Annotated in this window: 22 protein-coding genes and 1 tRNA gene; 12 read left to right on the plus strand and 11 right to left on the minus strand. The window is 69.1% G+C overall.

The genetic code is table 11. The annotated features are described in order from the left end of the window. Positions 1 to 3 precede the first annotated feature (3 nt). Entirely contained in the window at positions 4 to 855 is an 852-nt protein-coding gene (ugpE, locus tag HNQ73_RS05910) for a sn-glycerol-3-phosphate ABC transporter permease UgpE (protein ID WP_183333186.1), read from the plus strand. Positions 856 to 932: 77 nt separating this feature from the next. Here the strand turns inward: ugpE and HNQ73_RS05915 are convergent, their stop codons facing one another. The 4 genes from HNQ73_RS05915 to HNQ73_RS05930 form a co-directional block, all read right to left on the minus strand. Then, positions 933 to 2,180, minus strand: coding sequence for an allantoate amidohydrolase (locus tag HNQ73_RS05915; protein WP_183333188.1), 1,248 nt, complete (start codon positions 2,178 to 2,180; stop codon positions 933 to 935). Between the two features lie 50 nt (positions 2,181 to 2,230). Beyond that, the gene (locus HNQ73_RS05920) at positions 2,231 to 2,980 is read right to left on the minus strand and encodes an SDR family NAD(P)-dependent oxidoreductase (protein ID WP_183333190.1); all 750 of its coding nucleotides are present in this window, start codon (positions 2,978 to 2,980) and stop codon (positions 2,231 to 2,233) included. A gap of 51 nt (positions 2,981 to 3,031) precedes the next feature. Further along, positions 3,032 to 3,799 (minus strand): glucose 1-dehydrogenase, encoded by a 768-nt coding sequence (locus tag HNQ73_RS05925; RefSeq protein WP_183333192.1) that lies wholly within the window; start codon positions 3,797 to 3,799, stop codon positions 3,032 to 3,034. Between the two features lie 126 nt (positions 3,800 to 3,925). Beyond that, complete coding sequence (locus HNQ73_RS05930; RefSeq protein ID WP_183333193.1) at positions 3,926 to 4,966, minus strand: NAD(P)/FAD-dependent oxidoreductase; 1,041 nt, start codon at positions 4,964 to 4,966, stop codon at positions 3,926 to 3,928. Positions 4,967 to 5,066: 100 nt separating this feature from the next. Between HNQ73_RS05930 and HNQ73_RS05935 the strand changes: the two genes are divergently transcribed. After that, on the plus strand, positions 5,067 to 6,272 hold the full coding sequence (locus HNQ73_RS05935) for an alpha/beta hydrolase family protein (protein ID WP_183333195.1): 1,206 nt from the start codon (positions 5,067 to 5,069) through the stop codon (positions 6,270 to 6,272). 3 nt (positions 6,273 to 6,275) lie between these two features. On the opposite strand, the gene glpK is transcribed toward HNQ73_RS05935, so the two are convergent. The 3 genes from glpK to HNQ73_RS05950 all read right to left on the minus strand — a co-directional run bounded on the left by glpK (position 6,276) and on the right by HNQ73_RS05950 (position 10,413). Further along, the gene (gene glpK / locus HNQ73_RS05940; RefSeq protein WP_183333197.1) at positions 6,276 to 7,775 is read right to left on the minus strand and encodes a glycerol kinase GlpK; all 1,500 of its coding nucleotides are present in this window, start codon (positions 7,773 to 7,775) and stop codon (positions 6,276 to 6,278) included. Between the two features lie 71 nt (positions 7,776 to 7,846). Then, positions 7,847 to 9,367, minus strand: a complete 1,521-nt coding sequence (gene glpD, locus HNQ73_RS05945; protein WP_244649916.1) for a glycerol-3-phosphate dehydrogenase — start codon at positions 9,365 to 9,367, stop codon at positions 7,847 to 7,849. Positions 9,368 to 9,504: 137 nt separating this feature from the next. Beyond that, positions 9,505 to 10,413 (minus strand): LysR family transcriptional regulator, encoded by a 909-nt coding sequence (locus tag HNQ73_RS05950; protein WP_183333201.1) that lies wholly within the window; start codon positions 10,411 to 10,413, stop codon positions 9,505 to 9,507. A gap of 136 nt (positions 10,414 to 10,549) precedes the next feature. Here HNQ73_RS05950 and HNQ73_RS05955 point away from each other — a divergent pair, with 136 nt between their 5' ends. The 6 genes from HNQ73_RS05955 (at position 10,550) to HNQ73_RS05980 (ending at position 14,136) form a co-directional block, all read left to right on the plus strand. Beyond that, positions 10,550 to 11,584, plus strand: a complete 1,035-nt coding sequence (locus tag HNQ73_RS05955) for an aldo/keto reductase (protein WP_183333203.1) — start codon at positions 10,550 to 10,552, stop codon at positions 11,582 to 11,584. 90 nt (positions 11,585 to 11,674) lie between these two features. Beyond that, positions 11,675 to 12,157, plus strand: coding sequence for a low molecular weight protein-tyrosine-phosphatase (locus HNQ73_RS05960; protein WP_183333205.1), 483 nt, complete (start codon positions 11,675 to 11,677; stop codon positions 12,155 to 12,157). A gap of 64 nt (positions 12,158 to 12,221) precedes the next feature. Further along, the gene (locus HNQ73_RS05965; protein ID WP_183333207.1) at positions 12,222 to 12,728 is read left to right on the plus strand and encodes a MarR family winged helix-turn-helix transcriptional regulator; all 507 of its coding nucleotides are present in this window, start codon (positions 12,222 to 12,224) and stop codon (positions 12,726 to 12,728) included. Next, positions 12,715 to 13,383, plus strand: a complete 669-nt coding sequence (locus HNQ73_RS05970; protein ID WP_183333209.1) for a GNAT family N-acetyltransferase — start codon at positions 12,715 to 12,717, stop codon at positions 13,381 to 13,383. Before HNQ73_RS05965 ends, HNQ73_RS05970 begins: the two co-directional genes overlap by 14 nt. Positions 13,384 to 13,438: 55 nt before the next feature. Further along, entirely contained in the window at positions 13,439 to 13,678 is a 240-nt protein-coding gene (locus tag HNQ73_RS05975) for a hypothetical protein (protein ID WP_183333211.1), read from the plus strand. Between the two features lie 20 nt (positions 13,679 to 13,698). Then, complete coding sequence (locus tag HNQ73_RS05980) at positions 13,699 to 14,136, plus strand: hypothetical protein (protein ID WP_183333213.1); 438 nt, start codon at positions 13,699 to 13,701, stop codon at positions 14,134 to 14,136. A gap of 548 nt (positions 14,137 to 14,684) precedes the next feature. Here HNQ73_RS05980 and HNQ73_RS05985 read toward each other — a convergent pair. The 4 genes from HNQ73_RS05985 to HNQ73_RS06000 all read right to left on the minus strand — a co-directional run bounded on the left by HNQ73_RS05985 (position 14,685) and on the right by HNQ73_RS06000 (position 18,730). Beyond that, a tRNA-Arg gene (locus HNQ73_RS05985) sits at positions 14,685 to 14,761 on the minus strand. 153 nt (positions 14,762 to 14,914) lie between these two features. Then, positions 14,915 to 16,372 (minus strand): sensor histidine kinase, encoded by a 1,458-nt coding sequence (locus HNQ73_RS05990; protein WP_183333215.1) that lies wholly within the window; start codon positions 16,370 to 16,372, stop codon positions 14,915 to 14,917. A gap of 44 nt (positions 16,373 to 16,416) precedes the next feature. Then, positions 16,417 to 17,853 carry a dihydrolipoyl dehydrogenase family protein gene (locus HNQ73_RS05995; RefSeq protein WP_244649918.1) on the minus strand — a complete coding sequence of 479 codons (1,437 nt, stop codon included), beginning with the start codon at positions 17,851 to 17,853 and terminating at the stop codon, positions 16,417 to 16,419. Positions 17,854 to 17,884: 31 nt separating this feature from the next. Continuing rightward, complete coding sequence (locus HNQ73_RS06000; protein ID WP_183333219.1) at positions 17,885 to 18,730, minus strand: TVP38/TMEM64 family protein; 846 nt, start codon at positions 18,728 to 18,730, stop codon at positions 17,885 to 17,887. Between the two features lie 376 nt (positions 18,731 to 19,106). On the opposite strand from HNQ73_RS06000, the gene rpmH reads away from it, so the two are divergent. The 4 genes from rpmH to yihA all read left to right on the plus strand — a co-directional run bounded on the left by rpmH (position 19,107) and on the right by yihA (position 22,430). Then, on the plus strand, positions 19,107 to 19,241 hold the full coding sequence (rpmH, locus tag HNQ73_RS06005) for a 50S ribosomal protein L34 (protein WP_055459595.1): 135 nt from the start codon (positions 19,107 to 19,109) through the stop codon (positions 19,239 to 19,241). A gap of 20 nt (positions 19,242 to 19,261) precedes the next feature. Beyond that, a complete protein-coding gene (gene rnpA, locus HNQ73_RS06010; protein ID WP_183333221.1) occupies positions 19,262 to 19,735 on the plus strand; it encodes a ribonuclease P protein component in 474 nt (157 codons plus the stop codon). Next, positions 19,732 to 21,558, plus strand: a complete 1,827-nt coding sequence (gene yidC, locus HNQ73_RS06015) for a membrane protein insertase YidC (protein WP_183333223.1) — start codon at positions 19,732 to 19,734, stop codon at positions 21,556 to 21,558. The genes rnpA and yidC overlap by 4 nt, the downstream gene beginning before the upstream one ends. A gap of 197 nt (positions 21,559 to 21,755) precedes the next feature. Continuing rightward, positions 21,756 to 22,430 carry a ribosome biogenesis GTP-binding protein YihA/YsxC gene (yihA, locus tag HNQ73_RS06020; protein WP_183333361.1) on the plus strand — a complete coding sequence of 225 codons (675 nt, stop codon included), beginning with the start codon at positions 21,756 to 21,758 and terminating at the stop codon, positions 22,428 to 22,430. Positions 22,431 to 22,450: the final 20 nt, after the last annotated feature.

The following is a 22,450-nucleotide window of genomic DNA, read 5'->3' on the forward strand; positions in this document are numbered from 1 at the left end:
GACATGGTCGAATCAGGCCGCAAGCTGACGATCGCCGCCCATGCGGCACTCATCCTCGGCGTCGTGGTGATGGTGCTGCCGGTTTGGCTCGCCTTCGTCGCCTCGACCCATCCCGGCACGGACTTCCTCACCGGCCGCATCGGCTTCATGCCGGGGCCCGGGCTCGTCGAGAACTACAAGGAGGCGCTGTTCACCGGCTCGAGCGTCTCGGGCTTTCCGCCCGTGGGGCCGATGCTGTGGAACAGCTTCGTCATGGCGATGGCCATCGCCCTCGGCAAGATCGCCATCTCGCTGCTGTCCGCCTTCGCCATCTGCTACTTCCGCTTCCCTTTCCGGGTCACGGCCTTCTGGCTCATCTTCATCACGCTGATGCTGCCGGTCGAGGTGCGCATTCTGCCGACCTTCGAGGTCGTGGCCAATCTCGGCATGCTCAACACCTATTCCGGCCTTGCCATTCCGCTCATCGCCTCGGCAACGGCGACCTTCCTCTTCCGCCAGGTCTTCATGACCATCCCCGACGAGCTGACGGAGGCCGCCCGCATCGACGGGGCGGGGCCCCTGCGCTTCTTCTGGTCCATCCTGCTGCCGCTGTCGCGCACCAACATCGCGGCGCTCTTCGTCATTCTGTTCATCTACGGATGGAACCAGTATCTGTGGCCGCTGCTGGTTACCACGGACCAGCGCTACTACACCATCGTCATGGGCATCCAGCGCCTCGCGGCCGCGGCGGCGGAGGCGGACCCGGTGTGGCACCTCGTCATGACGACAACCATTCTCGCCATGCTGCCGCCGGTCCTCGTGGTCATCGCCATGCAGCGGCTGTTCGTGAAGGGGCTGGTGGAGACGGAGAAATAGGCCCGGCGGACCGGCACGCGGCCGCATTGCTGCCCGCGCGGAAGTGCCGGCAATGCCGGCCTCCATCCCGTCGCGGCCTATCCGTTGCGGGCGGCGAGGGCCTTGATGGTGTCGACAAGGACGCGCACGGCCACGTCCGCGTCCTCCACCGTGATCGATTCGGCGGGGTTGTGGCTGATTCCGCCCTTGCAGCGCACGAAGACCATGGCCGAGGGGCACAGGCGCGCCATGGCCATGGCGTCGTGACCGGCCCCCGAGGGCAGGTGGCGCGCGGGGATACCCTGGCCCGTGATAGCCGTCTCCAGCGCGCGCATCAGGCTGGCGTCCATGGCGGTGGCCGGGGCGTCGAAATAGAGGTCGAGATCGAGCGTCACGTTGCGCCGGGCGGCGATGCAGTGCATCTCGCCCACCATCTCCTCGACGATAGCGTGGCGCACGGGGTCGTCCGGCGCGCGCACGTCGAGCGTGAAGTCGACCCGGCCCGGGATGACGTTCGAGGCGTTGGGCGACACCTTGGCCATGCCGATGGTCGCCACGGTCGAGGGGGCGCGCGCGCCGATGCGCTCGACGGCGAGGTTCATCTCGCACAGGGCCGCGAAGGCGTCGCGCCGCAGGGCCATCGGCACGGTGCCGGCGTGCCCGGCCTCGCCCGTCACGACGCCGCGCGCCCGCGTGATGCCGTTGATGGCGCTGACGATGCCGACGGGCAGATTCTCGCGCTCCAGCACCGGCCCCTGCTCGATGTGGAACTCGATGTAGCCCTTGACAGAGGCCGGATCGCGGCCGAGCTGCGTGACGGCCTCGGGGTCGCCGCCGAAGGCGACGAGGGCCTCGCGCAGGCTCACGCCGTCATAGTCCCTGCCGTCGAGCCAGGCCGGGTCGTAGGTGCCGGCAATCGCCTGGGAGGTCGAGAGGTTGGTGGGAAAGCGGACATTCTCCTCGTCGCCGAAGGCCAGCACCTCGATGGCGAAGGGCAGGCGTTCGCCGCGCCGGGCGAGCTCCTCCACTGCGATGATGCCGGAGAGCACGCCGAGCATGCCGTCGTAGCTGCCGGCATCGACCACCGTGTCGATATGCGAGCCGATGAGCAGCGCCGGCGCGTTCGGCTCGATCCCCTCGTAGCGGCCGACGACGGTGCCGGCGGCGTCGATGTGCGCCGTCATGCCCGCCGCCTCCATCATGCGCCTCACCGCATCGGCGGCGGCGCGATGGGCCGGCGAGAGGTAGAGGCGCGTCAGGCGTCCCGGCTCGTCGGTATACTGGTTGAGTTCGGCGGCGAGCGTCATCAGACGCTCGCCGAGCACGGCGGTGGGCAGGGGCGGCATGGCAATCATGGCAGCAGGCTAGCGACCCGCGCCATGCCGCTCAAGCGTCATCAGTAGGTGGCACGTCCGCCGGAGAGGTCGAAGACGGCGCCCGTGGTGAAGCTGTTGTCCTCCGAGGCGAGGAAGGCGACCATGCTCGCCACCTCCTGCAGCTCGACAAAGCGCCCGCGCGGGATCTTCGACAGCATGTACTCGATGAACTCCTCGCTCACCTGCTCCAGGATGCGCGTCTTGGCCGTGGCCGGCGTGATGCAGTTGACGGCGATGTTGCGGTCCGCCAGCTCCTTGCCGAGCGACTTGGTGAAGCCGATGACGGCAGCCTTGGAGGCCGAATAGGCGGAGGCGTTGGGGTTGCCCTCCTTGCCGGCGATGGAGGCGACGAGCACGATGCGGCCGTAGTTGCGCTCGCGCATGCCGGGCACCAGCGCACGGCAGCAGTAGAAGGTGCCGTCGAGGTTGATGCGCTGCACGCGCGCCCAGTCCTCGAGCGGGTACTCCCAGGTCTTGTAGGTCGGCCCCGCGATGCCGGCGCTGTTGACGAGAATGTCGACCGCCCCGTGCGCCGCCTCGGCTGCCTTGGCGGCGGCCTCGACGGCGGCATAGTCGGTGATGTCGACGGTCCGCGCCGAAACGCCCTCTCCCAGCTCCTTCGCCGTCGCTTCGGCCAGCGCCCCGTCGCGGTCCCACAGCTCGATGTGCCTGGCGCCGGAGGCCTTGAAGCGCTCGGCCACCGCGCGGCCGATGCCCTGAGCGCCGCCGGTGACCACAGCGACGCGGCCCGTCAAATCGATTTGATTCATGTGTCCTGTTTCCTTCCCGAAGTTTGCTGTTTTGGAGAGCGCCGCAGCGGGTCAGAGCGAGGCGGTGACGCCGCCGTCGACATAGAGCACGTGGCCGGTCACGAAATCCGAGGCCGGTGCGGAGAGGAAGATGGCGGCGCCGACGAGCTCGTCCACCTCGCCCCAGCGGCCGAGCGGCGTGCGCTTCACCAGCCAGGCCGAGAAGTCCGCATTGGCGACGAGGGCCGCGTTCATCTCGGTGGCGAAGAAGCCGGGGCCGATGCCGTTGACGCGGATGCCGTGGCGGCCCCAGTCGGCAGCCATGCCCTTCGTCAGCATCTTCACCGCGCCCTTGCTCGCCGCATAGGGCGCGATGGTCGGTCGCGCGAGCTCGCTGATGACGGAGCAGATGTTGATGATCTTGCCGTAGCCGCGCGGGATCATGTGCCGGGCAACCGTCTGGCCGACGTAGTAGACGCTGTCCAGGTTGGTGCGGATGATCCGGTGCCAGTCCTCGTCGGCGAAATCCTCGAGCGGGGCACGGTGCTGGATGCCGGCGTTGTTGACGAGGATGGTGAGGGGGCCGATCTCGCGCTCGATGCGGGCGACGCCCTCGCGTACAGCGGCGGCATCGGTCACGTCGAAGGGCATCATGTCCGCTTCGCCGCCCGCCTCGCGGATGAGCGCGGCCGCCCTCTCCAGCTTGGCCGTGTCCCGGCCGTTGAGAACGACGCGGGCGCCCGCTGCCGCAAGGCCGCGGGCGATGGCAAGCCCGATGCCCTGGCCAGCGCCGGTGACGAGGGCCGTGCGGCCCGACAGATCGAAGATCGACGGTGTCATCCAACCTCCCTCATGGCATCCGCCGTGCGTGCGCCGGATGCTCGTTGGAGGCATGTGACGACCCGAGGGGGCCAGCGTCAAGCCGCAGGCGCGCCGCCAAGCCATGTCCGCCACGCAGGGCGGGCGTCAGGCATGCACGCCGAGCTTTTTCTGCAGGCTGGTGGAGGAGGTGGTGTACTGGAAGACGAGGCGCTTGTCGGGATAGACGTAGTGGAACACGCGCTGGGCCGCGAGCGCCCCCTCGTGGAAGCCGGAGAGGATGAGTTTGAGCTTGCCCGGATAGGTGTTGATGTCGCCGATGGCGAAGATGCCGGGCACGCTCGTCTCGAACTTCTCAGTATCGACGGGGATGAGGTTCTCGTGAAGGTTGAGGCCCCACTGCGCGATGGGGCCGAGCTTCATGGTGAGGCCGAAGAAGGGCAGCATCACGTCGCAGGGGATGGTGAAGGTCGAGCCGTCGTCGCGGCGCACCACCGCCGCCTCCAGCACCGGCGCCGTGCCCTCGAGTGCCACCACCTGGCCGAGGTGGAAGTCCATCGCCCCCTCGGCAACGAGGGCGCGCATCTTGTTGACGGTGTCGGGTGCGGCGCGGAACGCGTCGCGCCGGTGCAGCAGCGTCAGCCGCTTCGCCAGCGGCGCGAGGTTCACCGTCCAGTCGAGGGCCGAATCGCCGCCGCCGACGATGAGGATGCGCTTGTTGCGGAAGGGCTCCATCTGGCGCACCGCATAGAAGACGCTGGTGCCCTCGAAGCCCTCGATGCCGGGGATCGGCGGCTTCTTGGGCTGGAACGAGCCGCCCCCGGCCGCGATGATCACGGCCTTGGTGATGAATTCGGTGCCCGCGTCGGTCCTGAGGCGGAAGAGCGGCGCCTCCGCCGTGCCGAGGCACTCGAGGGATTCCACCATCTCCGAGAGATGGAAGGTGGGGTGGAACGGCTCGATCTGCGCCATGAGGTTGTCGATGAGCCCCTGGCCGGTGACCATGGGAAAGCCCGGAATGTCGTAGATCGGCTTCTCCGGGTAGAGTTCCGCGCATTGGCCGCCGACCTTCGGCAGGATGTCGACGAGGTGAGCCCTGATGTCGAGGAGGCCGAGCTCGAACACGGCGAAGAGCCCCACGGGCCCCGCGCCGACGATGACGACATCGGTTTCTATACGGTCGCTCATGGACGTAAGATGCCTCCGTTCCGCACCACTGTGCGCGATCAAGTTTCGCCACTAATGCCCCCTGCGAGGGGCGGGGATCAACACGTATCGGGAGAGACGCATGGCGGGTATCGAACGGACGGCAACGCGCATCACGGGATTTGCCAACCCCGAGCTCGATTTCCAGCTCATGCGCATGCTGGGTGCCGCCAGCTACGGCGGCGGGGCGTCGGGCGAGATCTTCGCCGCCCGGGCCGGGCTCGACGAGACGCCACGTGAATGGCCGCGCCGCTTCGCCGATCTCGCTGCCGACATTGAGCGCATGGCCGACGTTGCGCTGGGCCGCGGCCACCGCGTCAGCGCGCGCGAGCATTACGGCCGGGCCGCGATGTACTACCGGTCGGCCGAATATTTCTGCGACCCCTTCGCCGGCGAGGCCCTGCAGTACGGGCTTGCCAGCCAGCGCTGCTTCGCCGCGGCGATGCCGCTCTTTGCCGACAGCGTGACCGCCATCGACATCCCCTTCGGCGATCTTCAGCTGCCGGGCTATTTCTGCGCCCCCGCGGGCGGCGCCGTGGACGGGCGCACACTCGTCGCCATCACCGGCTTCGACGGCACGAACGAGGAGATGTTCTTCTCCGCGGCCCGCGCGGGCCTCGAGCGCGGCTTTAACGTGCTGCTGGCGCAGGGGCCGGGGCAGGTCTCGACCATGCGCCGCTATCCCGATCTCGTCTTCCGGCCCGACTACGAGGTCCCGCTCGCCGCTGTCGTCGATGCGGCGCTGGCGCGGCCGGAGGTGAACCCCGACAAGCTCGGGCTCTATGGCGTGAGCTTCGGCGGCTATTTTGCGACGCGGGCCGCCATCCACGATCCCCGGATCAGGGCGCTGGTGCTCAACTCGCCCATCGTCGACCTCAAGGCCTACCTCCTCGGCTTCCTGCCGCCGGGCGCGGAGGAGATGGAGGACCTGCCGCTCTCCTACGTGGACGAGCTGCCGGATGAGGTGATGCCGTTGACGATGAAGCTGTCCTTCAAGTCCGCCTGCCGGCGCTACGGCGTGGACAGCTCGCACGCCTGGCTGAAGCGCCTCGCCGATTTTCGCGCCGAGGAGGGGCTCGAGCGCATCGCCTGCCCGACGCTCGCCCTCGTCGGCGAGGGGGAGGGCGAGGAGGCACTGCGCCAGCTCGAGGTCTTCGCCTCGAAGGCCGGCGGGCGCGTGACACGCCACGTCTTCACCCGCGCCGAGGGGGCGGACATGCATTGCCAGGTCGGCAACCTGCCGCTCGGCCTCGCCGTCGTCTTCGACTGGCTCGAGGAGGTGCTGTAGCGCCTAGGCGACGGGCATGACGAGCCGCGCCACGGCCTCGCGCCAGCCGGCGAGCTTGGCGTTGCGCAGCGATTCGCTCATGGCCGGCGTGAAGCGCCGTTCCATCCGCCACAGGTCCGCGAACTGCGCCGGGGCGGGGAAGACACCGGCGGCGAGGCCGGCGAGATAGGCGGCGCCGAGGGCCGTCGTCTCCTTCACCACCGGCCGGTCCACCGGCGCGGCGAGGAGATCGGCCAGGCGCTGCATTGTCCAGTCGGAGGCCACCATGCCGCCGTCGACGCGCAGCACCGTCTCGGCGCCATCCGCCTGCGGCCAGTCCGCCCGCATGGCATCGAGGAGGTCGGCGGTCTGGTAGCAGACGCTTTCCAGCGCTGCGCGGGCGAGCTCGGCCGGGCCGGTGCCGCGCGTGAGGCCGAAGAGCGCGCCGCGCACGTCCGGGTTCCAGTAGGGGGCGCCGAGGCCGACAAAGGCCGGCACGAGATAGACGTCCTGCGTCGGGTCTGCATTCTCCGCGAGCCGGCCCGTCGCGGCGGCGTCCTTGATGATGCCGAGCCCGTCGCGCAGCCACTGCACCGCCGCCCCGGCGATGAAGATGGAGCCCTCGAGTGCATAGGTGCGCCGGCCGTCGAGCTGGTAGGCGATGGTGGTGAGCAGCTTGTTCTTGGAGGCGACGGGGGCATCGCCGGTATTGACGAGGGCGAAGCAGCCGGTGCCATAGGTTGATTTCACCATGCCGGGGGTAAAGCAGGCCTGGCCGACGGTGGCTGCCTGCTGGTCGCCCGCTATGCCGCAGATGGGGATCGGCGCGCCGAAGAGCGCGGCATCGCTCTCGCCGAAGCGGCCCGAGCAGTCGCGCACCTCGGGCAGCATGGAGCGCGGCACGCCGAGGATGCGCAGCAGATCCTCGTCCCACTCTCCCTTGTGGATGTCGAAGAGCAGCGTGCGCGCGGCATTGGTCGCATCCGTCGCATGCACCCTGCCACCCGTCAGCCGCCACAGAAGAAAGCTGTCGACGGTACCGAAGGCCAGCTCGCCCCGCTCGGCGCGCGCCCGGGCGCCAGGGACGTTGTCGAGGATCCAGGCGATCTTGGTGCCGGAGAAATAGGGGTCGAGGATGAGGCCGGTGCGCGCCGTGAACAGCGGCTCGTGCCCTTCCTCCTTCAGCCGGGCGCAGAGCCCAGCCGTGCGCCGGTCCTGCCAGACGATGGCGCGGTGGACGGCGCGGCCGCTTGCCCGGTCCCAGACCACGGTCGTCTCGCGCTGGTTGGTGATGCCGATGGCGGCGACCTCGCGCGCCGAGGTGCCGGCCTTCGCGAGCGCCTCGCGGCAGGTGGCGAGCGTCGTCTCCCACAGGTCCGCCGGCTCGTGCTCCACCCAGCCCGAGGCCGGGAAATGCTGCGGAAACTCCTGCTGGGCGACGGCGGCGATGGAAGTGTCAGGCCGGAAGAGAATGGCCCGCGAGGAGGTGGTGCCCTGGTCGATGGCGAGAACATAGGTGGCCAAGGATGTTTCCTCCGTTTCGACTTCTGTTGCGGCCGACGCTAGCGGAGGCGCGCCGGCTGCGCCACCACCAGTCAGGCGGCCTGCCTGAGTCGCGCGGCCATGAAGTCCTCAAGCACGGCCGCCTCCTCCCGCGTCAGCCGCAGGCCGAGCTTGGAGCGCCGCCAGAGCACGTCCTCGGCCGTCATCGCCCATTCCTCGCGCATCAGATAGTCGACCTCGCGCTCGCTGAGGCCAGCGCCGAACTGGCGGCCGAGATCCGCCGCGGAGCGGGCGCCGTCGAGGATGGTGAAGGCGCGCGTGCCGTACGAGCGCGCAAGGCGCGCCGCGACACCCTCGGCGAGATAGGGATGCGCCTCCCGGATGCGCCGCACCAGCGCCTCAAGGCCGTCGGGCGGAAAGTCGCCGCCCGCCAGCGGCGCCTGCGCCGTCCATCCGGCCCTGGCGCACGCCCCCTCGGGCATCTGCGGGGCGAGCCGGTCCAGGGCGGCCTCCGCGAGGCGCCGGTAGGTGGTGATCTTGCCGCCGAAGACGGAGAGGAGGAGGGGCTCCCGCCCCTCGCCCTCGCGCTTCAGCACATAGTCGCGCGTCGCCTCCTGCGCCTTTGTGGCGCCGTCGTCGTAGAGCGGCCGCACGCCGGAGTAAGTCCAGACCACGTCCTCGCTGCGCACTGGCCGGGCGAAATACTCGCTCGCCGCGGAGCAGAGATAGCCGATCTCCTCCTCGCTGGCGGCCACGGCGGCGGGATCGCCGTGATAATCACGGTCTGTCGTGCCGATGAGCGTGAAGTCGTGCTCGTAGGGAATGGCGAAAATGATGCGTCCGTCACCGTTCTGGAAGATGTAGCAGCGGTCGTGGTCATAGAGCCGCGGCACGACGATGTGGCTGCCCTGCACCAGGCGCACACCCGCCGGTGGCTTCTCGCGCACGATGCCGGCGAGCACCTCGGCCACCCAGGGGCCGGCGGCATTGACGAGCATGCGCGCCTTCACCGTCAGGCGGGCACCGTCGCCGCGCCGCTCGGCGGTGACGAGCCAGTGGTCGCCGCGCCGCTCGGCACCGACAACGCGCGTGCGCGGATGGATGGCAGCGCCGCGATCGGCCGCATCGCGCGCGTTGAGCACGACGAGGCGGGCATCGTCCACCCAGCAGTCGGAATATTCGAAGGCCGTGGAATAGCCGGGCTTGAGGGGCGCCCCTGCCGGGTCGTGGCGCAGGTCGAGGCTGCGCGTGGCGGGCAGCAGCTTGCGGCCGCCCAGATGGTCGTAGAGGAAGAGGCCGAGGCGCAACATCCAGGCCGGACGGAGCCCGGCATGGTGCGGCAGGACGAAACGCAGCGGCCGGATGATGTGGGGGGCGAGGCGCCACAGCACCTCGCGCTCCATCAGCGCCTCGCGCACCAGGCGGAACTCGTAGTACTCGAGATAGCGCAGTCCACCGTGGATGAGCTTGGTGGACGCGGAGGAGGTGGCGCCGGCGAGGTCGCCCTGCTCGAAGAGGATGGTTGCAAGTCCCCGTCCGGCCGCATCGCGCGCGATGCCGCAGCCATTGACGCCCCCTCCGATGACGGCGAGGTCGTAGACCTTCTCCCGCACGCTTCGCGCTCCGTTCACTTGCCCCGGATGCGCAGCCGGCGGCTGCGCTCGCCCGATGTGTGGCAGCATAAGCGAAATATGTTCCGAAAACAATTTGCCGACAACGAAAGCAAAAGCGAAAATGTCGCAGGGCCGGTTCAGCTGACGCGCGCATGGACAGCGAGATAGTCGAGGAAGACGCGCACCCGCGCCGGCAGCTTCGCGCCCTGGCCCACAAAGACGGCATGGATGGTCTCGGTGTCGCCGGGGTTGAGGTCTGCCAGCACCTCGACGAGCCGCCCGGCGGCGAGATCCGGCCCGATGTGGAAGTGCGACAGGCGGGCCAGGCCCGCCCCGGCGAGCGCCAGGCGGCGCGCGCCCTCCCCGTCGCTGACGAGGACGTTACCCGCGGGCGGCACGGTGACGATGGCGCCGCTCGGATCGCGGAACGGCCAGCCGGCGACGAGGCGGGTGAAGTTGAAGGCGATACGGTTGTGCCGTTCCAGCTCCGCCAGGGTCGTGGGCACGCCGTTGCGGGCGAGATAGTCCGGCGAGGCGACGACAGCCATGCGGCTCTCGCCCAGCTTGCGGGCGACGAGCGGCGAGGCGCGCATCGGCCCGACGCGGATGGCGACATCGGCGCGCTCGTCGATGAGGTCGATCACCGTGTCCGTCGTGACGATGTCGAGGGTGATCTCGGGATAGCGCGCGAGGAAGTCCGGCACGAGCGGCATCAGCCAGTGCAGCCCGAAGGGCACGTTGCTGTTGACGCGCACGCGGCCGCGCGGCACGGCGCCGGCCGCCACCTCCCGTTCGGCCTCGGCAATGGCAGCGAGAACGGCGCGGCAGCGGCCGTAGAACGCCTCGCCCTCGGGCGTCAGACGCAGCTGTCGGGTGGAGCGGTTGAGCAGCCGCGCGCCCAGCCGGCGCTCCAGACGCGCCACGAGCTTGCTGACCGCCGACGGCGTCATGCCCATGCGCCGCGCCGCCGCCGAGAAGCCGCCGAGCTCGACGACGCGTGCAAAGACTTCCATTTCCCCGGAGCGGTTGATGTCGAGACGGCCCATGGCAGCCTCCGGCCCGGTGCTGTGTGAACTGAAGTCACAGATCCTTTGCCTTCCGCGATGCTAGTTCACACTGCCCGCCGCTTCCATCTCTCGGCGCACAGAGGCCGGAAGGCCTCGCGACAAGGGAGATGAAGCGATGGAATTCAGGCGATTGGGAGCATCTGGGCTGAAGGTGCCGGTCCTGTCCTTCGGCACGGGAACCTTCGGGGGCAGCGGACCCCTCTTCGGCGCCTGGGGCAACACGGACGCCGGCGAGGCACGCCGGCTCGTCGACATCTGCCTCGAGGCCGGGGTCAACCTGTTCGACACCGCCGACGTCTATTCCGACGGCGCCTCCGAGGAGGTGCTGGGCCAGGCGATCCGCGGCCGGCGCGACAAGGTGCTGATCTCCACCAAGACGTCGCTGCCCATGGGCGAGGGGCCGAACGACGCCGGCTCCTCGCGATCGCGGCTCATCAGGGCGACGGAGGATGCACTGCGGCGCCTCGGCACGGATTACATCGACCTTCTGCAGCTGCACGCCTTCGACGCCGGCACGCCCGTGGAGGAGGTGCTGTCGACGCTGGATGCGCTCGTGCGCGCCGGCAAGGTCCGCCATGTCGGCGTGTCCAACTTCGCGGGCTGGCAGCTCATGAAGTCCCTCGCCGTCGCCGAGCGGCACGGCTGGCCGCGCTACGTGGCGCATCAGGTCTACTACTCCCTCGTGGGCCGCGATTACGAGTGGGAGCTGATGCCGCTCGCGCGGGACCAGGGCATCGGCGCCCTCGTCTGGAGCCCGCTCGGCTGGGGCCGCCTGACGGGGAAGATCCGCCGCGGGGCACCGGTGCCCGCCGGCAGCCGCCTCACCGCAACTGCCGGTTTCGGCCCGCCGGTGCCGGACGAGCTGCTCTACCGCGTCGTTGACGCGCTCGAGGAGGTCGCCGCCGAGACCGGCCGCACGGTGCCGCAGGTCGCGATCAACTGGCTCACCACCCGCCCCACGGTGGCCTCCGTCATCATCGGCGCGCGCAACGAGGCGCAGCTGCGCGACAACCTCGGCGCCGTCGGCTGGTCGCTGAGTGCCGAGCAGCTGGCGAAGCTCGACGCGGCGAGCCGCACGACGCCACCCTATCCGTACTTCCCCTACCACCGGCAGGAGGGTTTTGCGCGGCTCAACCCGCCCATGGTGTGAAGGCCGCGCGGGCGGGGGAGAATCGGCCGGCAGTCGTGGTAAAGGGACGGGCGGCGGCCCATCGGCCGTCGCAGCCATGGGGAAGCCGCAATGTCCGAACGACCCTCCGTGCTCTTCGTCTGCCTCGGCAACATCTGCCGCTCGCCGCTGGCGGAGGCGGCGATGCGGGCCGAGGCGGCGCGCGCCGGGCTCGACATCGTCGTCGATTCGGCCGGCACGGGGCACTGGCACGTGGGCGAGCCGCCGGACAGGCGGGCGCAGGCCGTCGCCGCCCGCCACGGCATCGACATCAGCGGGTACCGCGCGCGGCAGGTGGTGCGCGAGGATTTTTCGCGCTTCACCCATGTCGTTGCGCTCGACCACGACAACCTCGCCCGCCTGCGCGCGCTGTGCCCGCCCGGCGCGCCGGCCGAGCTGAGCCTGCTGCTCGACCACGTGCGCGGCCGGGCCGGAGAGGCGGTGGCCGACCCCTACTACGGCGATGCGGCCGGCTTCGACAGAACCTGGGCGGACGTGACGGCCGGTGCGCGGGGGCTTCTTGCACGGTTGATGCGAGGGATCAGGGCAGCCTGACCGGGCGGGAGCGGCTCGCATCCGCTCGCATTGACTTCCGTTCTTTAATAACACGATATATAACATGTTAAACAAAACCGAAGACGCCCTCCGCGCCCTTGGCCTCATGACGCTCGGCAGCCGTCTGAAGCGGCTGGGCGAGCGGCTGCAGGCGGAGGTGCAGCCGATACTCGGCGAACTGTCCCCGCCAGTGCCCGCGGGTCAGCATCCACTGCTGGCGGCCCTGTCGCGGCACGGTGCCGTGACGGTGGGTGAGCTCGCGGCGCTGCTCGGGGTGGCGCAGCCGGGCGTGACACGGGCTCTCGGCCAGCTCGCCGCGCTCGGCCTGGTCACGGTGGCGACCACGGTGGAGGACGGCCGGCGGCGGCTCGTCTCCCTCACGCCGCAGGGAGAGGCCTTCGTCGCCGCGGCCCGGGCGGGCGTGTGGCGGCGCGTGGAGGAGGCGGTGGCCGACCTCTGCGCCGGCTTCGGCGAGGAGCTTCTGGCGCATCTCGCCAGCATCGAGGACGGGCTTGCCGCAAGGCCGCTGGCGACACGGGCCGGGGAGAGCGGACGGGATGACATCACATGAGCTCGACCGCCCGGCCTGGGCGTCGCTGACCTCGCGCCACGCCGGCTTTGCCGAGGGCGATGCCCGGGCGCGGCGCTACCGCCCGGCCATCGTGCCCTTCGCGGCGAGCGCCGACGACAGCCCGGAGAGCCTTTCAGCCCTCGGCGCGCTGCTGAAGCCGGGCGAGACGGCCGTGCTGCTGCAGGCCGGGGCGATCCGCCTGCCCGCGAGCCTTCGCGCCTCAAGGTGGGCCGAAGGCGTGCAGATGCTGGCGGGCGGCAGCTTCGCCCCCTTCGAGGACGAGCGGATCATGCAGCTTGGGCCGGCCGACGCGGCCGACATGCTGACTCTCGCCCGGCTCACCGAGCCCGGCCCCTTCAGCCTGAAGGCGCTCGACATTGGCCGTTTCTGGGGCGTGCGCGAGAACGGCCGGCTCGTCGCCATGGCCGGCGAACGCATGGCCCAGCCCGGCTACGTGGAGGTCAGCGGCGTCTGCACCCATCCCGACGCCCGTGGCCGAGGCCTCGCACGCCTGCTTTCCCGCTATGTCGCGGGCCGCATCGCGGCAGCCGGCGACCGGCCCTACCTGCACGCCTTCGCCACCAACACTCCCGCCATCCGCCTCTACGAATCGATCGGCTTTGTTCTGCGCAAGACGATGCAGGAGCGTGACTGATTACCAGACTGACGTAATATGGTCACCAATCGCGCAGCAGACGGGGAGCAGCAGGATGGATCGCCGCAACTTCGGGTCAGATGAGAGCGGCGGCTTTAACGAGATCACCAAGCAATACAAGGCCGACCCGTCTATCGAGAACTACGTGAGGCTACGCCGGGCCAATCCAAGCGCTGAGATAGAGGTCAGGGCAGTCGGTAGCTTTGAATCGATGTTCTATATGCGCGATGAGCTGGAACGGCATGGCACCCAGATCTTCTCGGTGGCATTTTGGATGCCGATCAGGACGCGATAAGCGAGATTGCGCTTTGCCTAATGGAGAAGATCATCGAGGCCCGCCAGATTGAGCTGTCAGGCGAAACCCACTTGATCCGGCGAGGCAAGGCCATCCCTGAGAAGCTAATCGACTGGATTATTTGCTGTTCACTCGATGCACTAAGCTGGAACGACGACTTAAGCATCCCGCGCGATCTCATCGTTCTCATTCGCGAGCGCTTGGGTGGGCCTAACCCGCATTATGAGCGGGAAGGTCGTGTCCGCGAGAATAAGCTAAATGCCGAATTTATAGCTGCGCAACTAATGGCTCGCGGCATAACGCCTACGCTCAGGATCCTGGGCGAGGCCCTTGGCCTTGCCCCCAGCACCGTTAAACGCTGGTTTGAGCCTGGTGAGTTGGAGCAGTCAGCAGCCCGCCTGTCCAAGCTTTTTGATGAGGACGGGAACCCGCTTCCGCTCGGCAAGCTACGTGAGTGAGCGTTGCACGCGATTGTAGATGCGCAACGGCAGTCCTCCGTGCATCGTCCGACCATATCCGGTCAACCAGCAGCTCGAACGATGCCCCAGCGAAACAGATTATCAGTCCGTATCCCACTCCTGATGGAGGCCGCCGCCGAAGGCACTCTTGCCGTTGTGCTCTTGTTTGTGCTCGCCCTTTTGATGGTGACGATCTTTGTCCTGACGCATCAGTGATGTCCGTGCTTGAGATCGTGGATTAGACGAGACTTGATCAGCAGCACTTTTCTCATGCGCAGAGGATGCCGTCACGACACGCCAGACGGGATTGGAACATGCGAGTTCGGGTGAGATTCTTGCGCCCGAAATTGACTACCAGACACGCAGAGCACCCAACTGATGATCTGGTGCGTCCAAAGTTCATGACTTTCCGTGAAAACGTCTGATATCAATGGGTTAGCCGCTTTTGGCGCATGTAGAAATTGGGTCCGAGATGCGCCTGAATGCAGCCGAAGGATAGTGCAGCAATGTTGCTGCACATACTAACTCATTGATTTATAGGGAGAAAATGGCGCGCCCGAAAGGATTCGAACCTCTGACCCCCAGATTCGTAGTCTGGTGCTCTATCCAGCTGAGCTACGGGCGCAACCAGCACCACCGTCACGCAACGTGGCCGGCGACGAGGCCGTTCACTTAAAGCCTCGCGAGCGGCTTGGCAAGCCCCGCGATGCGATATTCCCCGGCGTTGTCCACCGGCCGGCTTGCGGGCGGTTTTCCGGAAGGGGCCGGCGGCGGCGGCTCACGCGCCGGTGCCGTTCGTCCGGTCCGGCAGGTGGATGCGGAAGGTGGCGCCGGGGCCCTCGTCCTCGAGCACGATGTGTCCGCCGTGGCGGGCCACGAGCTCGGCCGTGATGGCGAGGCCGAGACCGACGCCGCCGCGCCGGCCCGTGCCCTGGAAGGCCTCGAACAGGTGCTCGCGGGCCTTCGCCGGCACGCCGGGGCCGTTGTCGGAGACGCGGATCACGGTGGAGCGGCCGTCGCGCCGGGCGGCGATGGTGAGCGTCGGCACGGAGGGGCCGGCGCCTGCCTGCGCCAGGGCCTGGACGGCGTTGCGGCCGAGGTTGAGGAGAATGCGCGAGAGCTGGTCCGGATCGGCATCGACGGTAATGTCCTCGTCCATGTCGACGACGAAGGTGATGCCGTTGCCGGCAAGATCGAGGAAATCGGCGAGGTCGCGCACCAGCGGCGCGAGCTTGAGCAGGCGGCGGCGCGGCTGCGGCTCGGCTGCCCGGCCGTAGGCGAGGGTTGCCTCGCAGAAGGCGATGGCGCGCCCCAGCGTGCCGAGGAGCTTGGGCGCGACACGCTGCACCGTCGGGTCGGACAGCTGGCTCAGCCTGTCGGAGAGGAGCTGTGCCGAGGCGAGCAGGTTGCGCAGGTCGTGGTTCACCTTGCTCACGGCGAGGCCGAGGTTGGCGAGGTGCTTCTTCTGCAAGAGCTCGCGCGACAGGGTCTCCTGCATCAGGGCGAGCGCCCGCTCCACCTCGCCGATCTCGTCGCGCCGCGCCGAGGGGCGGATGACCCGGTCCGCATCCTCCGGGTTGCGCTCGAAGGCGGTCACGTTGGCGGCGAGGCGGCGCACCGGGCGCACGATGATGAGGTGGAGCGCGAGATAGACGAGGAAGGCGGTGATGCCGGAGATGGCGAGCGACAGCAGCAGGATGTTGCGCGAAAAGGTGAGCATCGCCACGCGCAGCGGCCGCTCGTCCATCACAATCTCGACGAAGTCCGCGCCGCCCTTGCCGGCGCCGACAACGCGCACAGGCCCGTCTGCGGGAAAGAGCAGCGTCTCGAAGGCATCGGCAATCAGCGTCGCCCAGTGCGTGTCGCGCAGGTCAATGACGCGGGCGACCTCGGCGGGCATCTCGGCCGTGGCGAGCAGGCGCCGCGCGCCGCCGACGCGCACCGCCACCGCCCGGGCGCCGACGCCGGCGAGCAGCTTCTCCTCGAAACCGGAGGGGACACCGCCGGGCGGCACGGCTTCCAGCACGACGCCCGCCACCTGCGCGGCGGCGAGCCGGTCATTCAGCCAGTTGCGGCGGAAGTTGGCGACCGAGGGCACATAGATCAGCACCTCGGCCAGCATGACGAAGAGCCCGGTGAGCACGAGCAGACGCGCAGACAGGCCAAAGCGGACGGCCCCGTGCGGCGCCGCCGGCGCACGCTCCCTCTCGATGCTCTCGTCAGGCCTCGCGTCCATGGCGCTCCGTCTTCGTCGCCCAGCCTTCCCGGCTTCCCGCCCGTTCAGCCGAACCGGCGCAGAAGGCCGATGAGCCGCCTGACCATCGGCCTTGCGGCGCTCGGCGCATAATATGACATGGCGACGCGCCGCGAGATTTCGGAGAGGGTGGGATAGGGCACGGTAAGCTCGGCGAGATCGCGGATCTTCAGGTCGTGGGCGATGGCCAGCGTCCAGGGCGTGATGAGCTCACCGGCGCCGGCCGCGACGATGCCGCAGCCGAGGATGCGCCCGCCACGACCGAGGATCACCTTGATCTCGCCCTCCGTGCGCCGTTCCGCCTGGGCGCGGTCGTTCTCGGCCAGCGGCCAGCGCAGCACGGTGATGCGGGTGCCGTCCGCCCGCGCCTCCTCCTCCGTCATGCCGACGACGGCGAGTTCAGGATCGGTGAAGATGACGCGCGGCATGGCGCGCATGTCGACGCGCGGCCGCAGGCGGAAGAGGGCGCTGCGGATCACGAGCCCGGCGTGATAGCTTGCCACGTGTGTGAACCGGCGGCCGCCCGCCGCCGGCCCGGCGCAGTCGCCGATGGCATAGACGCGGCGGTTCGTGGTGCGCAGGTGCTGGTCCACCGTGATGCCGTGCTCGTCATGGGCGATGCCGGCCGCCGCGAGCTCGAGCCCGTCCGTCACCGGCCGGCGGCCGGTGGCGACCAGGAGGTGGCTCGCCTTCAGCTCCGTGCGGCTGCCGCGGTTCTCGACCACGAGGCGGATGTCGCCTTCCTCGCCGGCGACCTCTCTGACCGTCGCGCCCTCGCGGACGACGACGCCATCGCGCGCGAGCGCGGCAAGGACATGGGCGGCGAGCTCGGGATCCTCGTGGCCGAGGGCGCGCCCGGCCTCGATCACGGTGACGGGCGTGCCGAGGCGCCGGTGGGCCTGTGCCAGCTCGAGGCCGACAGGCCCGCCGCCGAGGACGACGAGATGCTCCGGCCGCCGCGTCAGGTCGAAGACCGTCTCGTTGGTGAGAAAGGGCACGGTGTCGAGGCCGGGAATGTCCGGCACCGCGGGACGCGAGCCCGTGGCGAGCACGAAGCGGCGTGCCTTCACGATGACATTGCCGGCCTCCAGCGTGTCGCGTGCGACGAAGCGGGCACTTGCCCGCACCACGCGCGCGCCGAGGGCGGTGAAGCGCGCCTGCGAATCGTTGGGCGCGATGGCGCCGATGACGGAACGTACATGCTCGCGCACCCGGGCGTAGTTGACCTGCGGCTCGGGCGCGCCGAGGCCGAAGTCGGCGGCCTGGCGAATGTCGTGGGCGCGGCGGGCGGCGGCGATCAGGGCCTTCGACGGCACGCAGCCGGCGTTGAGGCAGTCGCCGCCCATCTGCCCGCGCTCGATCAGCACCACAGGCACGCCGAGGGCGGCGGCTGCGGCTGCGACGGACAGGCCGGCCGAGCCGGCGCCAACGATGCACAGGTCCGGACGCAAGGTCTCCGTCACGGCACACTCCCCGGTTGTCTCCGGACGAGGGTTACGGGACAGGGCCATTCGCGTCGAGCCCCTTGTCGCTTCCCTTGTCGAGGCCCTGGAGGCGGCGCGCGAACAGCCGGCGCATCAGCGGCGGCAGGAGGGCGACGAAGCCGAGCGCGGCGACCGCGATGAAGATGTGCTTGTTGATCAGCGTCTTCTTGCTGAGTGTCAGCGTGCAGGCCTCCCGTGCCGCCGCGATGCAGGCGTCATAGGCTTCCTGCTGGGCCGCGATAGCGCCGTCGAGGCCGGCCCCCGCGAAGGCGAAGGCGAAGGTGCCGGGCACGATGCCGATCACCGTCGTCAGCGCATAGGTGGCGAAAGGCACGCCGAGAAGGGCAGGCGCGATGTTGACGAGCCAGAAGGGAAAGACCGGCACCAGCCGCAGAAAGAGCATGTAGGCCACGGCGTCGCGGCGGAAACCGGCGGAGAGCCGCTGCAGGAAGGGGCCGGCCTTCACTGCCGGCGCCTCGCCGAACGAGGTGCGCGCCGCGAGGAAGACGATGAACGCGCCCGTGGTGGCGGCGACGAGCGCGGCGAGCCCGCCAATCAGCCAGCCGAAGAGGAAGCCGCCGAAGATGGTGAGCACGAGCCCGCCGGGCAGGGACAGGGCGACGACGAGCGCATAGCCCAAGATGTAGAGCACCAGCGAGGCTGCGAGGTTGCCGTCAACATAGTGCCTGAGCTCGACACGGCGCGCCAGCAGCTGCTCGAAGGTGAGGTAGCGGTGGAGGCCGAAGGCGAGGGCGAGCGCCATGCCGGCGAGGATGACGGCGAGCGGCAGGAAGCGCCGCACCGGGTGCCGCGCCTGCGGGCCTTGCTCCGAGCCCCCATCCCCGTCCGCCCTCATGGCGCTTCCCTGCGTTTCCCGATTCTCTTGCCTTGGCGGCCGGCGCGGTGCCGCGCGCCGGCCCGGTGCAACTTGCCGGAAGATGGCCGGCCCGGCCAGCCTGCCGAGGGGCGCGTCACCGCCTCGTGATGCGGGGCGGCGAGGGGCGGCCGGCAGGTCGATGTGGCGCGTCTGCGCATTGACTTTCCCTGCTCCATCCGCCATAAGCCGCGCAGGTTGGGCGGCGCTCGTCGGGGCGCCGCTTGTCGTTCTGCGACGTCCCTCGTCGCCTTGCGGCAACCAACGTCAAAGAACAAGCAGCAGAAGTGCCGCGTGACGGCACGCGGCACCGGGCGGTCCCGCCGGATCGACGGTGCCCACGATCGGAGATGAGGCCGTGAAGAGGACCTACCAACCGAGCAAGCTCGTGCGCAAGCGCCGCCACGGCTTCCGCGCGCGGATGGCGACCAAGGGCGGGCGCAAGGTGATCGCTGCGCGTCGCGCGCGCGGCCGCAAGCGTCTGTCGGCCTGAGGCCGCCCCTCGGCGATGCCATGCAGGGCGCTCCGGCAGGCGGGCAGCGGCGCGGGCGCCTGCCCCGCCTGCGCAAGCGCGCCGAATTCAAGGCGGCGGCGGGTGGCCGGCGCTTTCACACGAGCCGCATGAGCGTCCAGGCCCTGTTGCGCCGCACGCCCCAGGGGGCTGCTGTCCCTCCGGGGCCGCGCTTCGGTCTGACCGTCACCAAGAAGATCGGTGGCGCCGTCGAGCGCAACCGCATCCGGCGCCGCCTGCGGGCGGCGCTCGGCGCGCTGGCGCCCCGCTGGCCGCAGGCCGACATCGATTTCGTCGTCGTGGCACGGCGCGAGGCGCTGACGGCGCCCTTTCCTGCCCTTGTCGAAGATCTCGGCCGGGCTCTCGCGGCACTGGCGGAAAAGACCACCTCCACGACGCCCGGCGCCAAGCGCGTCCGGGCGCAGTCGGCGTTGGCCGCGGCTCCTTCCCCCGGAACTGAAACGGATCGTCCATGACCGGCGATAACAAGAACCTGCTCTTCGCCATCGTCCTGTCCGTCATCGTCCTGATCGGCTGGAACTATTTCTATGGCGTTCCGCAGATGGAGCAGCAGCGCCGCGAGGCGCAGCAGCAAAGCCTGCAGCAGGGCGAGGCCGGCTCTGCAGTGCCCGCTCCGACCGAAAGTGGCGGCACGGCGGCGCCAACGGCGGGGGCAGCTCCGGCTGCCGCGATGACGCGCGAGGAGGCGCTCGCCCAGACGCCCCGCGTCATCATCGACACGCCGAAGATCGCCGGCTCGCTGTCGCTGCGCGGCGCGCGCATCGACGACGTTTCGCTCAAGGCCTATCACGAGACGGTCGACCCGCGCAGCCCGAACATTGTCCTGCTGTCGCCGGCCGGAAGCCCGCACCCCTACTATGCCGAGTTCGGCTGGGTGACCGGCACGGGAACGACTGTGAAGGTGCCCGACGCCACCACCCTGTGGACGGCGGACCGCGAGCGCCTGACCCCGTCCGAGCCCGTGACGCTGACCTATGACAACGGCGAGGGCCTGATCTTCCGGCGCCAGATCTCCGTGGACGACAACGCGATGTTCACGGTGAAGGACAGCGTGGAGAACACCGGCGGCGCGCCGGTAACGCTGCATCCCTTCGGCCTCGTCTCGCGCCACGGTGTGCCGCACACGCAGGGCTTCTACATCCTGCACGAGGGTCTCATCGGTGTGCTCGGTGACGACGGCCTCAAGGAGGTCTCCTACTCCGGCCTCGAGAAGGACCCGATCCTCGTCGGCGACACGCGCGGCCAGATCTACAGGGGCGTGACCGGCGGCTTCGTCGGCATCACCGACAAGTACTGGGCGACTGCCGTCATCCCGAGCCAGGACAAGCCCTATGACGGGCGCTTCTCGGTCTCTCCGGGGGCGCGCGGCCCGCGCTTCCAGTCCGACATCCTGGGCGGCGCGCACACCGTCGCGCCGGGCGCCACGACCGAGGTGACGACGCACCTCTTCGCCGGCGCCAAGGAGGTCGCAGCCATCGACGGCTACGAGAAGGCGCTCGGCATCAAGCGGTTCGACCTGCTCATCGACTGGGGCTGGTTCTACTTCATCACCAAGCCCCTGTTCATGGTGATCGACTTCTTCTTCAAGCTGTTCGGCAACTTCGGCGTGGCGATCCTGCTCGTCACCGTCATCATCAAGGCCGTTTTCTTCCCGCTCGCCAATCGCTCCTACGTGTCGATGGCGAAGATGAAGGCGGTGCAGCCGGAGATGATGGCCATCCGCGAGCGCTATGCGGATGACCGCGTGAAGCAGCAGCAGGCGCTGATGGAGCTCTACAAGAAGGAGAAGATCAATCCGCTCGCCGGCTGCCTGCCCATCCTCATCCAGATCCCGGTCTTCTTCGCGCTCTACAAGGTGCTTTTCGTCACCATCGAGATGCGGCACGCGCCCTTCTTCGGCTGGATCAAGGACCTTGCCGCGCCGGATCCGACGACGATCTTCAACCTCTTCGGGCTCATCCCGTGGGATCCGTCGCAGGTGCCCGTCATCGGCCATTTCCTGATGGTTGGCGTCTGGCCGATCATCATGGGTCTGACGATGTTCGTGCAGATGAAGATGAACCCGGAGCCGACCGATCCGGTGCAGAAGACCATGTTCGCCTGGATGCCGGTGATCTTCACCTTCATGCTGGCGTCGTTCCCGGCCGGCCTCGTCATCTACTGGTCGTGGAACAACCTGCTCTCGGTGCTGCAGCAGGGCTTCATCATGCGCAGGAACGGCGTCAAGATTGAGCTGTGGGGCAACCTGCGCAACACGTTCTCCCGCGCCAAGGCCTGACCGGCGGCAGAGGTGCCCAAAAAGATCGCGCCCGGCTCCGGCCGGGCGCTGTCGTTTCGGGCCTCCTGTCATCGCTCGCCGGGGCCCCACCGGCGTTGGCCTTTCGACGCGGCAAAAATCACACGCCGCCCCGCTCTCGTTCGCGGGGGCGACCGCGAGCCTTGCAGCGAGCGAGATGTCGTCCTAAGCCTCGGATGATGAACGAGGCAACCGACAACGTCACCGACTACGCCGAGATCGGCCGCAAGCTGTTCGCGGGTGAGGCCGGCTTCGTGTGGGCGACCGCCACCATCGGCGGCCTGCCCCCCATGGAGGGGCTCGAGATCGCCTTCGCGGGGCGCTCCAATGTGGGCAAGTCGAGTCTCGTCAACGCCCTGACGGGCCGCAAGGCCCTGGCCCGGACCTCCAACACGCCCGGCCGCACGCAGGAGCTGAACTTCTTCCGCATCGGCCCGGACGACGGAGGCCCGCGCCGGCTGACGCTGGTCGACATGCCGGGCTACGGCTACGCGGCCGTCGGCAAGGAGAAGGTCGCCGCATGGACCGACCTCATCCACGCCTATCTGCGCGGGCGTGCCAATCTCGCCCGCGTCTACGTGCTCATCGACGCCCGGCACGGCATCAAGCCAATCGATGCCGGCGTTCTCGACCTCCTCGACAAGGCGGCAGTGTCCTACCAGATCGTGCTGACGAAGGCCGACGCCCTGTCGCGGGCGGAGCGCGACAAGAGGGTGGCCGCGACGGCTGGCGCGCTCGAGAAGCGTTCGGCGGCCTTCCCGGTCGTCCTGCCGACGTCGAGCCGCACGGGCGAGGGCATAGGTGCGTTGCGCGAGGCGGTGGCGCGGCTGATGGGCGAGCGCGGCGCCCTCTAGGGCGCGGTGCGGGGCAGACA

It is taken from the genome of Chelatococcus composti (genome assembly GCF_014201415.1).
GTDB classification, from domain to species: domain Bacteria; phylum Pseudomonadota; class Alphaproteobacteria; order Rhizobiales; family Beijerinckiaceae; genus Chelatococcus_A; species Chelatococcus_A composti.